This window comes from Ewingella sp. CoE-038-23, assembly GCF_040419245.1.
GTDB lineage: Bacteria > Pseudomonadota > Gammaproteobacteria > Enterobacterales > Enterobacteriaceae > Ewingella > Ewingella allii.
This window is the reverse complement of the sequence record NZ_JAZHOH010000001.1, coordinates 1398355-1412630: the sequence shown is the minus strand read 5'-3', so window position 1 is coordinate 1412630 and position 14276 is coordinate 1398355. Positions and strand designations below refer to the sequence as shown.

Genomic DNA, 14276 nt, shown 5'->3' with positions numbered 1-14276 from the left:
TTTTTTATGCCTATTGATACTTAATTCACCTGATGCAGCATTTAAGCATCCAGCGCTTTTGATACCTTCTCGAACAGGTCGCCGGAGAGGTTTTCCAGCCCTTTCAACTGCTCCAGCGCGCTACGCATCAGCGCCTGACGTTGGCTGTCGTAGCGTTTCAGGCGGATCAGCGGCTCAACCATGCGCGCAGCAACCTGCGGGTTACGGCTGTTCAGGTCGGTTAGCATCTCCACCAGGAACTGATATCCACTGCCATCGACCGCGTGGAACGCAGAAGGGTTAGCTGAAGCAAAGGCACCCACCAGCGAGCGAACGCGGTTCGGGTTGCTCATGGTGAAGGAGCGGTGAGTCAGCAGCGAACGCACTTTCTGCAAGACCTCCGCCGCCGGGCTGGTGGCCTGCTGAATGAACCATTTGTCCATTACCAGACCATCCTGATGCCAGCGCTCGTCGTACGCCGCCAGCAAGGCTTCGCGGCAAGGCAGCTGGGCAGAAACCGCCGCAGACAGCGCCGCCAGTGAGTCAGTCATGTTGTCAGCTTGTTCGTACTGGGCTTTCACAATCTTGTCAGCCTGAGCCACGTCGCCAAAGGCCAGATAGTGCAGGCAAATGTTGCGCAGTGCGCGTTTGCTGATATCGGCATGGGTCACGCGGTAAGCCGGCAGGCTATTGGCATGGTAAACGGCGAGGAATTCGTCGCTCATTTCCGTCGCCAGGCAGCGAGTAATGGCTTCGTGAACCGCGCTGATGGCTTCTGGATCGATAACGTCGAACAGTTCCGCGATTTCGTTTTCCGACGGCAGCGTCAGGATCTGCGCCGCCAGGCCCGGATCGATATTCTCATCCAACAGCACCGCGCGGAAAGCGTCGGCTACGTGCAGCGGCAGAGACAACGGCTGTTTCTGCTGATGGCGCGCCACGTTCAGTTTGATGTAAATCGCCAGCAGGCTCTGGGCTGAATCCCAACGCGAGAAGTCGTTACGCGCGTGTTTCATCAGGAAGGTCAGCTGGTGATCGCCATATTTGTAATCCAGTTTCACCGGCGCGGAGAACTCGCGCAGCAGCGACGGCACCGGCTGGTATTCCACATCTTCAAAGATGAAAGTCTGCTCAGCTTCGGTCACGTTCAGCACATTGCTGACCACGCCGCCGTTCTGTTTCAGCGCAATCACATTGCCTTGTGGATCATAGAGTTCGATATCCAAAGGAATGTGCAAAGGCAGCTTCTCAGACTGGTCCGGCGTCGCTGGGGTTCTCTGGCTGACGGTCAAGGTGTACTGCTGTTTTTCCACGTCATAGTCGTCGCGCACGGTCAGCACCGGCGTGCCCGACTGGCTGTACCAGCGGCGGAACAGGGAGAGGTCAACGTTGGACGCATCTTCCATCGCCTGTACGAAGTCGTCGCAGGTGGCCGCGCTGCCGTCATGGCGTTCGAAATAGAGCTGAATACCGGCCTGGAACTTCTCTTCGCCCAGCAAGGTGTGCAGCATACGGATGACTTCTGAACCCTTCTCATACACGGTCAGCGTATAGAAGTTGTTCATTTCGATGACTTTTTCCGGGCGAATTGGGTGCGCCATTGGGCTGGCGTCTTCTGCAAACTGCGCGGCGCGCATCACGCGCACGTTGTCGATACGGTTAACAGAGCGTGAACCCAGATCAGAGCTGAACTCTTGGTCACGGAAGACGGTCAGGCCCTCTTTCAGGCTCAGTTGGAACCAATCGCGGCAGGTCACGCGGTTCCCGGTCCAGTTGTGGAAGTATTCGTGGCCGATCACCGCTTCAATGCCCAAGTAGTCTTTGTCGGTGGCGGTTTCTGCTTTCGCCAGCACGTATTTGGAGTTGAAGACGTTCAGACCTTTGTTCTCCATCGCGCCCATGTTGAAGAAATCAACGGCAACGATCATGAAGATGTCGAGGTCATATTCGAGGTTGAAACGGGTTTCATCCCACTTCATGGACTGCTTCAGAGACTCCATAGCCCAGTCGGCGCGGTCCAGATTGCCACGGTCAACGAACAGCTCCAGCGCCACGTCGCGGCCTGAACGGGTCTTAAAGGTGTCGCGCAGCACGTCGAAATCCCCCGCCACCAGCGCAAACAGGTAGCAAGGTTTTGGGAACGGGTCTTCCCATTTAATCCAGTGTTTGCCGCCTTCCAGCTCGCCCTGATCAATACGGTTGCCGTTGGACAACAGGTACGGATAGCGCGCTTTGTCAGCCACGATGCGGGTGGTGAAGCGCGCCAGAACGTCCGGGCGGTCCAGATAATAGGTGATGTTGCGGAAGCCTTCTGCTTCACACTGAGTACAGAGCGCCACGCCAGACAGGTAAAGCCCTTGCAGCGCGGTGTTTTTGGACGGGTGAATTTCGTTGACGATGCTCAGTTCAAAGGCATCCGGCAGACGGTCGATCGTCAGCGTGTTTTCAGTCAACTGGTAGCTTGGCCAATCCTGACCATTCACTTTCAGGCTAATCAGCGTCAGTCCTTCACCATCCAGCACCAGCGAAGCGCCTTCCGCACCCTGGCGTTTAATCTGGCTGACCGCGGTCACTACCGTGGTTTCTGCATCAAGTTCAAAGTTGAGATCGATGTCGGTGATGGTGTAATCCGGCGCACGGTAGTCGTGGCGATATTTGGCTTGTGGCAGTTGAGTCATAAAAAACCTTTTAACGTTTTCGTCAATCTTGACGACGTTTGTTGTTGGGTTAGACGCCAGAGCATCCCTTAACGGCGATCCTATAGCTTGAAAAGCTTTCCTAAACTTTACCACAGGCACCTGAAATTCCCAGATTGTTACAGGCTTGTGAGTCTGTTAGGACACGTTTTGTTCAGCACGGGCAATCTGGCTCTGCCCTCTCCGGCCTCCGATGGCGGGTTGATTAATTAACAAGCCAGTCTTTTATGCTTAATTATCGTGTTTAACCCATGAATTCAAAATTTAAAACCGCACGCTAATCATTAGCATGGTTGTTAATACCATGTATCCAAGAGGTTAATAAAAAATGAGCGGTATAGCTGCGCCCGGAGTGGATTCGACTTACTCTAAAAATAATCATAACCCTACGCTGTCGGCTCGCATCGATGCACTCCCACCTACGGCCGGACTATGGCGCTTTATCGTTTTGCTCTCGCTTGGCGGTTTTTTCGAACTGTATGACCTGTTCCAGACGGGCTATATCAGCTCGGGCCTGGTGGCTGAGAATATCTTCCACGTCGGCGCGGCCGGGATTTTCGGCATTGCCGATCAGGCGGCGTTTGCCTCCAGCACCTTTTTAGGACTGTTTGTCGGCGCCAGCCTGCTGGCGCCCAACGCCGACCGTTTTGGCCGCCGCATGACCTTTATGTTCGCGCTGGTCTGGTACGGCTTTTTCTCCTTATTAATGGCTTTTCAACACAGCGCCGAAGGAGTAATTCTTTGCCGCTTCTTAGTGGGCATTGGGCTGGGTCTGGAGCTAGTAACCATTGATACCTATCTGAGCGAATGGGTGCCGACGCGCCTGCGCAGCCGGGCCTTCGCCTTCGCCTTCTTCATTCAGTTCCTCTCGGTTCCGGCGGTGGCATTAATGTCATGGTGGCTGGTGCCGCAGACCTTCTTTGGCCTCAGCGGCTGGCGTTTCGTGGTGATTGCGGGAGCGGTGTGCTCGATTGTTATCTGGCTGGTGAGGAAGAATCTGCCGGAGTCGGCCCGCTGGCTGGCGCAGCAGGGGCGGCACGAAGAGGCTCATAAAGTCGTCACGGAGATGGAAAAGCGTTGCGGCGTCAGCCACAGCCCGGCCTATGTGCCGACGGCGGCGCGCGCAGAACCGCCACGAAAAAGCACCTTTAAAGAGATTTGGGCACCTGAGTATCGTTCGCGCACGCTTATGCTGATGGTGATGAACTTCTTTCAGGCCATCGGCTTCTTTGGCTTTGGTAACTGGCTGCCCGCCCTGCTCTCCGGCCAGGGCACGACGCTGACCCATAGCCTGCTGTACGCCTTCTTTATTACTCTGGCCTATCCGCTGGGTTCGCTGATTTGCAGCCGCTACGCCGATAAAATTGAAAACAAATGGCAGATTGTTCTCTCTTCATTAATGACGGTGATTTTCGGCACGCTATTCGCTTTCCAGAGTAATGCCCTGATGCTAATTATTTGCGGCTTCCTCATCACCTATTCCAATGCGTGGCTAACCTACAGCTATCACGCTTATCAGACCGAGGTGTTTCCGACCCACATTCGCGCCCGCGCGGTGGGCTTCTGCTACTCCTTTAGTCGGCTTTCTACCGCCTTCAGCAGCATTATGATCGGTTTGATTTTGCAATACGCAGGAACCGGCGGGGTGATCGCGTTTATCGTGATCAGCATGTTAATTGTCATGCTCGTGATTGGCCTGTTCGGGCCGAAAACTCGCGGCATTAATTTGGAAAACATTTAGCCAAACACGCCGGGTGACGCCCGCTGCCCGGCATTTTTGTTATTTAAATGTGATCAGACCTGGCATTTCGCCTTGCAAAATAGTTAACAGAAAGAGCCTTTGTGGGCGGAAGCGCACATTTAATCCTCGACCCATCGCGGACAATTATGATGTGATGTGGGTTCTTTCGCAGGATATTACGGTATACTTCACAGACTTTGCTGTTTTATCCAGAACGCTTTTTTATCTGGAATGGTTGTGTACAGGCAAACTGCCTACCTATGTAATGTAACGGTGATTGCCGACGACCCTTTCTGACGAGGATGCTGTAAACGCGCTATGACTCCATACGCCTCCCCGATTTTGACTTCGCTGCTAGATACCGATGCCTACAAGCTTCATATGCAGCAAGCGGTCTACCATCGCTACCACAATATTAGCGTGGTCGCAGAGTTCCGCTGCCGTGGTGATGAGCTGCTGGGCGAATACGCCAGCGAAATCCGTCAACAAATCGAGATGATGAGCCAACTGGCCCTGACCGATGAGGAATTTACTTATCTGTCCGGCCTGCCGTTCTTCAGCAACGATTACCTTAACTGGCTGAAAACTTTCCGCTATAACCCAGAGCATGTCACGGTTTCAGACCGCGACGGGCATTTGCACGTGCGCATCGCCGGTCCATGGCGCGAAGTGATCATGTGGGAAGTGCCGCTGCTCGCCGTGATAAGCGAAGTGGTACATCGCCAGCGTTCGCCGCAGGTCACAGCCCAAATGGCCATCGACCAGCTACGTAAGAATCTGGCACGCTTCAAAGAAGAAGCCGCCGACGTCGATATTTCTCGCTTCCGCCTAATGGACTTCGGCACCCGCCGTCGTTTTACCGGCGAAGTGCAGCGCGCCATTGTCAGCACGCTGAAAGAGGAATTCCCGTACTTAGTCGGCACCAGCAACTATGATTTGGCGCACCAGCTGAAATTATCTCCGGTCGGCACCCAAGCCCACGAGTGGTTCCAGGCGCATCAGCAAATTAGTCCGGTGCTGGCTAATAGCCAACGCGCCGCGTTGCAGGCCTGGCTGGATGAGTATCCAAATCAGCTGGGTATCGCCTTAACCGACTGCATCACTATGGACGCCTTCTTGCGCGATTTCGGTCCGAAGTTCGCCAATGCCTATGAAGGTTTGCGCCATGATTCAGGGGACCCGGTTGAATGGGGTGAGAAAGCTATCGCCCATTATCAAAAGCTGGGTATCGACCCGATGACCAAGACGCTGGTGTTCTCAGACAATCTCGACTTGGATAAAGCGTTGGACCTCTACCGCCACTTCCACACTCGGGTGAATTTGGTGTTTGGTATCGGTACGCGCCTCACCTGTAATATTCCTGAGGTGAAGCCGCTGAACATAGTCATCAAGCTGGTGCAGTGCAACGGTAAGCCGGTGGCTAAGCTTTCAGATAGCCCGGGCAAAACCATCTGTCAGGACAAAGCCTTCGTTAAAGCCTTACGCAAAGCTTTTGATTTGCCGCTGGTGAAAAAAGCTTCCTGATCAAAACGCCGTCGGCCACACCGGCGGCGTAATTTCCTCCCCCAGTTCTGCCCTTCCGCCCCCTTTAGACTTTTTCTTCCTTTATATAGCTATTATTTGCTTTTGCTTACTTGCCACTCATCAGCTTGATGCAACTGATCCCGCCACCGGTTTGGCGGACAAATGTTGTCTGGCGAAGGTGATTTCTGCTTGTGTCCTGAGAAAGGCTAAGTAACATAGCAAAATCCCTTTTTAAAGGGTGTCCATTATTTCTGAATCACCATCTGAATTTATAAGAAAGAGAGAAACCTATGAGCGTTGTGCCTGTAGTCGACGTACTGCAAGGCCGTGCTGCGGTTGACAGTGAAGTCACCGTACGCGGTTGGGTACGTACCCGGAGAGATTCTAAAGCTGGCATCTCCTTCGTCGCCGTTTATGACGGTTCCTGCTTTAATCCGTTACAGGCCGTTGTGAATAATTCTCTTCCAAATTATCAGGATGAGGTTCTGCGCCTGACCACCGGTTGTTCAGTCGAAGTAACCGGTACCGTTGTTGCCTCTCCTGGCGAAGGCCAGAGTTTTGAGCTGCAAGCAACGGCCATTAAAGTGGTTGGCTGGGTCGATGACCCGGACACTTACCCGATGGCGGCTAAACGCCACAGCATTGAATATCTGCGTGAAGTGGCTCACCTGCGCCCGCGCACCAACCTGATTGGCGCCGTGGCTCGCGTGCGTAATACCCTGTCCCAAGCGATTCACCGTTTCTATCACGAAAATGGTTATTTCTGGGTGTCGACTCCGCTGATCACCGCGTCCGATACCGAAGGTGCTGGCGAGATGTTCCGCGTGTCCACGCTGGACTTCCAAAACCTGCCGCGCACTGATAAAGGCGAAGTAGATTTCAGCGAAGACTTCTTTGGTAAAGAAGCGTTCCTTACGGTTTCTGGCCAGTTGAACGGCGAAACCTACGCCAGCGCCCTGTCCAAGGTTTACACCTTCGGCCCGACCTTCCGTGCAGAAAACTCCAATACCAGCCGTCACCTCGCCGAGTTCTGGATGGTGGAGCCAGAAGTAGCCTTTGCGACTCTGGATGACATCGCCGCACTGGCTGAAAGCATGCTTAAATATGTTTTCCAGGCCGTTCTGGACGAAAGAGCGGACGATATGGCGTTTTTTGCTGAACGCGTAGACAAAGATGCTGTTTCTCGCCTGCAGCGTTTTGTAACATCAGATTTCGCCCAAGTGGACTACACCGATGCTGTAGAAATTCTTATCAATTGTGGTCAGAAATTCGAAAATCCGGTTTCTTGGGGCGTCGATCTCTCTTCTGAGCATGAGCGCTATCTTGCAGAGCAACACTTCAAAGCGCCTGTAGTGGTTAAAAACTATCCGAAAGATATCAAAGCATTCTATATGCGAATGAATGAAGACGGAAAAACAGTTGCAGCTATGGATGTGCTAGCACCAGGCATCGGCGAAATTATCGGCGGTTCTCAGCGTGAAGAACGTTTAGATATGCTGGATGCTCGTTTGGAAGAGATGGGCCTGAATAAAGAAGATTATTGGTGGTATCGCGACCTTCGTCGCTACGGCACCGTGCCACACTCAGGTTTCGGCTTAGGCTTCGAACGTCTGGTGGCTTATGTCACTGGCGTGCAAAACGTTCGTGATGTGATCCCGTTCCCACGCACACCACGTAATGCAACCTTCTAATTAACTAAAATATTTTCCAATTAACATTTTAGTTACACAAATAAGGCCAGCTTCGCTGGCCTTAGTCATTTTTAAAGATAGATCCCTGTCACAAAGTTCCGTAAAAATTACATTTTGTAATACATTTTTTCCTGCTGAAACATATTTGGGGGTTTGGTAGCATTTTCGATGTGGATTAACCCCCCTTCGGATGGAACACTGCGTTCAGACACAGGAGACACCAAACTCTCAAGAATAGTTCCCTAAAGAATTATTTACGGCAGTGGCAGGTGTCCAAATAAAACCAATGAGGGTAATAATAAATGATGAAGCGCAATATTCTTGCAGTGGTGATCCCAGCTTTGTTAGCTGCTGGTGCAGCAAACGCAGCTGAAGTTTATAACAAAGACGGCAACAAACTGGACCTGTACGGTAAAGTTGACGCGCGTCACCAGTTCTCTAAGAACAACGGTGATGATGGTGACCAGACTTACGTTCGTTTCGGCTTCAAAGGCGAAACTCAAATTACTGACCAACTGACCGGTTACGGCCAGTGGGAATACAACGTTCAAGCTAACCACGCTGAAAGCGCTGGCGACGAAGGCAACAAAACTCGTCTGGGCTTCGCGGGTCTGAAATTCGGCGACTGGGGTTCATTCGATTACGGTCGTAACTACGGCGTGATCTACGACGTAATGTCTTACACTGACCAATTGCCAGTGTTCGGTGATGACACCATGTACCAGAACAACGACAACTTCATGATTGGTCGTGCTAATGGTCTGGCTACTTACCGTAACAACAACTTCTTCGGTCTGGTTGACGGCCTGAGCTTCGCAGTTCAGTACCAAGGTAAAAACCAGAACGACCGTAATGCAGAAAGCACTGATGCATTCGGCAACACCGTTGTTGATAAAGGCACTGCTAAAAACCAGAACGGCGACGGCTGGGGCGCATCTACCGCTTATGCTATCGGTAACTCCGGTGTTAGCGTAACTGGCGCTTACTTCTCTTCTAACCGTACTGACACTCAAAAACGTGATGGTAACGGTGATAAAGCTTCTGCGTACGCGTTGGGTACTAAATACGATGCTAACAACGTATACCTGGCTGCATTCTACGGCGAATCTACAAACACCACGCCATACGGCGGTGACTTCAACAACATCGCAAACAAAACTCAGAACTTCGAAGTGGTTGCACAGTACCAATTCGACTTCGGCCTGCGCCCATCCATCGCTTACCTGCAATCTAAAGGTAAGGACCTGAACGCTCTGGGTACTGGTTTCGGCGGCGGCGATGCTGACCTGGTTAAATACATTGAAGTGGGTACCTACTACTACTTCAACAAAAACATGTCTACCTACGTTGACTACAAAATCAACCTGCTGGACGACAACGACTACACCAAAACTGCCGGTATCTCTACCGACAACGTTGTTGGCGTTGGCTTGCAATACCAGTTCTAATCTCGCTTAATCGAAGCACTTTCGGGTGCTTCACCAGCGAATGTAAAGGCAGAGCTTCGGCTCTGCCTTTTGCTTTTCAGCTTATCTCCTGCCTTTTCCATCATCAAAATTATTAATCTCGACAGCCGCCTCACAACTCTGCTTTCTTTTTACCGCAAACGGTTGGCAAACTGATTTTGAGGCGGTAACCTGAGCCCTCTTTCTGCTAAATATCAGGTCATGGAAGTCTTTCACATGTTTGAAAAAATCATTGCTGCTCCTGCCGATCCTATTCTGGGTCTTACCGATCTTTTCCGTGCTGACGATCGCCAAGATAAAATTAATCTGGGGATTGGTGTTTATAAAGATGAAACGGGTAAAACTCCGGTTCTCACCAGCGTAAAGAAAGCCGAACAATTCCTGCTGGAAAATGAAACCACCAAAACCTATCTGAGCATCGACGGCCTGCCAGACTTCGCACGCTGCACCCAAGAATTACTGTTTGGTAAAGACAGCGCGATCATCGCGGCTAAACGCGCGCGCACGGCTCAAACGCCGGGCGGTACCGGCGGCCTGCGCATTGCCGCTGAGTTTATCGCCACGCAGACTGCGGCTAAACGCGTTTGGGTCAGTAATCCAAGCTGGCCAAACCATAAAGGCGTGTTCAATGCTTCTGGTCTGGAAGTGGTGGAATACAATTATTATGACGCAGCAAACCATGCGCTTGATTTTGACGGCATGCTGAAAAGCCTGAGCGAAGCTAAAGCGGGCGACGTGGTACTGTTCCACGGCTGCTGCCATAACCCTACCGGTATCGACCCAACAGAGGCCCAGTGGACTCAGCTCGCAGACCTGTCCGTGGCTAACGGCTGGCTGCCGCTGTTTGACTTCGCTTACCAAGGTTTCGCCAAGGGTCTGGAAGAAGATGCTCAGGGCCTGCGCATTTTCGCGGCTAAACATGCGGAACTGCTGGTTGCCAGCTCCTACTCTAAAAACTTCGGCCTGTATAACGAGCGCGTAGGTGCCTGTACTCTCGTCGCCGCCGATGCAGAAACAGCAGATCGCTCTTTCAGTCAGGTTAAGTCCGTGATCCGTGCCAACTACTCCAACCCACCATCACACGGTGCGGCAGTGGTAGCGACCATTCTTGGTAATGAAGCGCTGCGTGCTATCTGGGAACAAGAGCTGAGTGATATGCGTCAGCGCATTCACCGTATGCGTCAGCTGTTCGTGACCACCTTGCAGGAAAAAGGCGCGCAGCAGGACTTTAGCTTCATTATTAATCAGAACGGTATGTTCTCCTTCAGCGGCCTGACCAAAGATCAGGTTCTGCGCCTGCGCGAAGAGTTTGGCGTATATGCGGTGAACTCTGGCCGTATCAACGTCGCAGGTATCACACTGGACAATATGTCCCCTCTGTGTGAAGCCATTGTTGCCGTTTTATAATCACTGAATTCGGCAAACTAAAAAGCCCGTCAGGCAACTGGCGGGCTTTTTTTATGACTCTTATCACTGCCTGAGTGGTTTCAACCCACCTTTACCAGACCGGTAATTCATCCTGTAAAAACGGATTCGTTTTGCGCTCGAAACCTAAATCTGACATTGGGCCGTGCCCCGGAATGAATTTTATATCATCACCCAGTGGCAGCAATTTGGTTTTAATTGAGTGAATCAATGCCTGATGATCGCCACGCGGGAAGTCACTGCGCCCCACGCCACCACGGAAAATCACATCGCCAGACACGGCTAAACGGCTTTTCTCATTGATGAAAACGATATGCCCCGGCGTATGGCCCGGACAGTGTAAAACGGAGAGTTGTTCTTCGCCAACGGCGACCTTATCGCCTTCTTCCAACCATTGATCGGTTTCCAGAGGCGCGCAATCGGCTAACCCAAACATTCTGCTTTGGGTTGGCAGAGATTCCAGCAGGAATAGGTCTTCTTTCTGTGGTCCAACGATGGGTACCGAATAGTGCTGCGCCAGTTCCGCCGCGGCCCCCACATGGTCAAGGTGACCATGAGTCAGCAAGATTTGCTTAACATCGACGCCAAGAGATGAAACTTCCGCAATGATTTTTTCGGCTTCCCCACCGGGGTCGACAATGGCTGCCTGATTGGTTTCAGTACACCAAATAACCGAACAGTTTTGGCTGAACGCCGTGACAGGAATGAGATGGTATTTCATAAGGCTCCACGGCGGCTTATTTGTTCATCTTTTCATTCATAAGAAATAAGAAGTCATGAACCAATAAGCCGCATATTACACATATCACCAGGTTCTCGCCGGACCCGTATCGATATGCACAAAGTTGCTACGTGGATAATATCCTACACCACCCATCTTCATTTTTAACGCGGCTTTGCGAATATTACTCAAGTCTATGCCGGCAATATGGAAGTCCATTGCCTGCCCCAGCGTGTGATAGCTATGTTTCGCCACGCCGCTGCCGGGTTTACGCATGCTGTTATTAGTGGCTAAGGTGCGATAACCAGAAATGAGCTGGACCGGTTTATTGGTGCCCAACATCACTTGTAAGCGATAGAGATGGTCAAATAAGGCGGGGTCAATACTCTTAACTTGCTCGGCACGGTAATCTCTGAACAAGTGGTTCAATCTTGCCAACTCATCCTTGTTGTAACGCTTTCCATCAAAAAACTCGGTTTTGAGGGTCTCACCGGTATTTATGTTGTTAACCACTAAAATACGCGGACGAGGAGTGGAAAGAGTGGCAAAAGCGCGTCCAGGAAGAAGTGCTATGCCCACAGCGGCACCGCCAAGTGCCAGCCATTTACGGCGATGTTTGTCGATTTGGTCCATGAACAGTTTATTACCCGATAAGAGAGTCAAAGTAGGCGCAAAATTGAGCCCTTCCGAACCTTAACCGCCTTATTTCAGTGAGTCAACTCACTGTATAAAGCATAGCGGGAATAGTGTGGCCACTATTCCCGCTATCAGGCCAATTACTCTGACCGCTATCATTTTAGTTTTACTGCATTTATTGCAACAAAATTTCTGCCTGTGGCAAAATTTGCGCGCCAGATCTCACTGGGGAATCATAATTGTAAATATCTGTGCGGAATTGCGGCTTACCGTCCTCTGCAACCCATGCCGTCAAGTAAAACAGTTTTACTGGTATACGGTGACGAATAGGCACAAAGGTCGTATTCCCGCCCTGCAGCGTGGACGAGATACGCGTGTCATTCCAACCAGCATCCTGCAAGAGCATATTCGCCAGCTCAGACGCTTTATTCACACGGACACAACCTGAACTCAGAGCACGAATATCCTTCTGGAATAACCCGTGGTTAGGCGTGTCATGCAAATAGATGGCATCCGAGCTCGGCATATTAAATTTGTAACGTCCCAGCGAGTTGGTCGCCCCGGGTGCCTGACGAATTCGATACGGGAAATGATTCGGCGACACGACGCTCCAGTCAATCATCGTCGGGTCGATCACTTCCGCATCATTATTCCAGCCAGACAGCACGGTATAGCCATGTTTCTGGAAATAGCCGCTATCGCGCATCGCCTTAGGCACTATATCTTCCCGCACCAGCGTTGTCGGCACGTTCCACGGCGGGTTAACCACCACATTGTTCAATGCACTGCTCATTAACGGCGTTTTACGACTTGGTCGGCCAACAATCACCCGTGAAGACAAAACCTCGCTGCCGTTGAGGTAATAAGTCAGCTGATAGTTAGGAATATTCACCATAATGCCGGTATTCACATTACCCGGCAAAATACGCAGCCGCTGGATATTCAGCGCCAGCAGCGTCGCACGCAGGCGTGGCGAGGCGTTCAGCCATTCGCGAGTTCGGGTACCGATAATGCCATCGGCCTCAAGCCCCTGCCATTTCTGGAAGCGTTTTACCGCCTCGACCAGTTCTGGTGAGTACTGGTTATCGGCTACGGCAACCGGCGTCGGCGCTGCGGACTGCCCCGCTGGCGTCACCGATGGCAATACATCCGTCACCGAGGTTGCTGCCGGACTGACTACCGGGGATTGCTGAACTGATTTATCGGCAGTTTCATCAACCGACAGGTCATCATTCGCCGCGGCACCCGGACCATCTTTGGCGATGGTTTCATCCGTAGGCTTTGGCGATTTGGCCTCAGCCGGGCTGGCGGTCATCATGCCGGTGCGACTGAGGATCTCGCGCAATGCCGGGATATCATCACTGATTTGCCCTGGCCGTAAACTGGCGGCGTTAGTGACCTGTGGCCATGGGTGGTTATCTGCCAGCATGGTTCTCAGCGCGGCGTGCATTTTGGTATACAGTGGATGCTGTGGCGTTAAGGTCGCCATATAACCTGCCGTGGTGCCCTTGCGCAGCGCCAACTGCCATTGATTGATCACCGTCAGCGGCGGCGTGGTCATTTTGTAAGGCGTGGCGCTATACAGCCAATTATCACCGTTCGCCTCGACGCCGCTCACAAATTGCAAATACCCCAGCATCGCATCAGACAGCACAATATCTCGCGCCATTCCGGTAACCTGCGGGTCAGTTAGCCACTTTACCCACTGAGTGAACTGCGGTTGAATGCCCGAGAGGGCCAGCTCTGCTAATTGCTGCTGGAATTGATGGACGGTGTCCCTGTCTTCCCACATTGGCTGCATATGATTAGCGGCGTAAAGAGATGAAAGAGAGGATAGATAAAGCGGTTTAACCCCTTTTGGCAACTCAGCCTGCAGTTGGCTAAGGCTTTGGACGCTAGAAAGCGTCGCCGAACGCACCGAAAGTGTCGGCACTGCCGCGAATGCAGCCTGTAGCGGCGCTAATCCCAATGCGATTAGACAGCTGGCTGCCAGAAATCTGAGAGACCCTTGACTCGTAAACATCATCCCTTGCCTCCCTTAATATGCCCAAATCAAACCCGATAAATTCAAGCAAAAAACCCATGGTTTAAGTATATAAACATAATTCTTTTTTTGCGCGAGATCTCAACACAATAGCACCTCGCGTGCAGTGAAGACTCTAAGCTAGCACGAGGATGAAATAAAGTGCCGCCCAAGGATAATCTTTAAGCTAACTGCTACAAAAGATGTCTTTATGGGTGAAAAATCCACAACTTACCGAAAACGGCAACTTTCCCTTGCGATGGCTCCCCATAAAATTGCAAGTGTGAACTTTCTTAACCCCATAAACTCAAAGTAAATATTAGTTATCTTGGCTCAATAAAACGTTCATAATTAAGCTTGATTATTTAAAGGCC

General features: G+C 51.6%; 9 protein-coding genes. 5 read left to right on the top strand and 4 right to left on the bottom strand.

Translation table 11 applies throughout. The features are described from left to right. Positions 1-41: 41 nt before the first annotated feature. Positions 42-2657 carry an aminopeptidase N gene (gene pepN, locus V2154_RS06670; protein ID WP_353501566.1) on the bottom strand — a complete coding sequence of 872 codons (2616 nt, stop codon included), beginning with the start codon at positions 2655-2657 and terminating at the stop codon, positions 42-44. Positions 2658-3003: 346 nt separating this feature from the next. Here pepN and V2154_RS06665 point away from each other — a divergent pair, with 346 nt between their 5' ends. The 5 genes from V2154_RS06665 (at position 3004) to V2154_RS06645 (ending at position 10504) form a co-directional block, all read left to right on the top strand. Continuing rightward, the gene (locus V2154_RS06665) at positions 3004-4416 is read left to right on the top strand and encodes an MFS transporter (RefSeq protein WP_353501565.1); all 1413 of its coding nucleotides are present in this window, start codon (positions 3004-3006) and stop codon (positions 4414-4416) included. Positions 4417-4734: 318 nt separating this feature from the next. Further along, a complete protein-coding gene (gene pncB, locus V2154_RS06660; RefSeq protein ID WP_353501564.1) occupies positions 4735-5940 on the top strand; it encodes a nicotinate phosphoribosyltransferase in 1206 nt (401 codons plus the stop codon). A 290-nt stretch (positions 5941-6230) separates the two neighbouring features. Then, positions 6231-7631 (top strand): asparagine--tRNA ligase, encoded by a 1401-nt coding sequence (gene asnS / locus V2154_RS06655; RefSeq protein ID WP_185688136.1) that lies wholly within the window; start codon positions 6231-6233, stop codon positions 7629-7631. A 302-nt stretch (positions 7632-7933) separates the two neighbouring features. After that, positions 7934-9079, top strand: a complete 1146-nt coding sequence (gene ompC, locus V2154_RS06650) for a porin OmpC (RefSeq protein WP_353501563.1) — start codon at positions 7934-7936, stop codon at positions 9077-9079. Positions 9080-9313: 234 nt separating this feature from the next. Continuing rightward, on the top strand, positions 9314-10504 hold the full coding sequence (locus V2154_RS06645; RefSeq protein ID WP_353501562.1) for an amino acid aminotransferase: 1191 nt from the start codon (positions 9314-9316) through the stop codon (positions 10502-10504). 91 nt (positions 10505-10595) lie between these two features. Here V2154_RS06645 and V2154_RS06640 read toward each other — a convergent pair whose 3' ends face one another. The 3 genes from V2154_RS06640 to ldtD form a co-directional block, all read right to left on the bottom strand. After that, positions 10596-11243 (bottom strand): MBL fold metallo-hydrolase, encoded by a 648-nt coding sequence (locus V2154_RS06640; protein ID WP_353501561.1) that lies wholly within the window; start codon positions 11241-11243, stop codon positions 10596-10598. An 84-nt stretch (positions 11244-11327) separates the two neighbouring features. Then, entirely contained in the window at positions 11328-11876 is a 549-nt protein-coding gene (gene mepK / locus V2154_RS06635; protein ID WP_353501560.1) for a peptidoglycan L,D-endopeptidase MepK, read from the bottom strand. Between the two features lie 178 nt (positions 11877-12054). Next, positions 12055-13905, bottom strand: a complete 1851-nt coding sequence (gene ldtD / locus V2154_RS06630; protein ID WP_353501559.1) for a L,D-transpeptidase — start codon at positions 13903-13905, stop codon at positions 12055-12057. Between the last annotated feature and the right edge of the window lie 371 nt (positions 13906-14276).

What these genes read in the sequence shown, in the direction of transcription:
- pepN (WP_353501566.1), bottom strand. Translation starts at nt 2,657, where the DNA reads ATGACTCAACTGCCACAAGCCAAATATCGCCACGACTACCGTGCGCCG.
- V2154_RS06665 (WP_353501565.1), top strand. Translation starts at nt 3,004, where the DNA reads ATGAGCGGTATAGCTGCGCCCGGAGTGGATTCGACTTACTCTAAAAAT.
- pncB (WP_353501564.1), top strand. Translation starts at nt 4,735, where the DNA reads ATGACTCCATACGCCTCCCCGATTTTGACTTCGCTGCTAGATACCGAT.
- asnS (WP_185688136.1), top strand. Translation starts at nt 6,231, where the DNA reads ATGAGCGTTGTGCCTGTAGTCGACGTACTGCAAGGCCGTGCTGCGGTT.
- ompC (WP_353501563.1), top strand. Translation starts at nt 7,934, where the DNA reads ATGATGAAGCGCAATATTCTTGCAGTGGTGATCCCAGCTTTGTTAGCT.
- V2154_RS06645 (WP_353501562.1), top strand. Translation starts at nt 9,314, where the DNA reads ATGTTTGAAAAAATCATTGCTGCTCCTGCCGATCCTATTCTGGGTCTT.
- V2154_RS06640 (WP_353501561.1), bottom strand. Translation starts at nt 11,243, where the DNA reads ATGAAATACCATCTCATTCCTGTCACGGCGTTCAGCCAAAACTGTTCG.
- mepK (WP_353501560.1), bottom strand. Translation starts at nt 11,876, where the DNA reads ATGGACCAAATCGACAAACATCGCCGTAAATGGCTGGCACTTGGCGGT.
- ldtD (WP_353501559.1), bottom strand. Translation starts at nt 13,905, where the DNA reads ATGATGTTTACGAGTCAAGGGTCTCTCAGATTTCTGGCAGCCAGCTGT.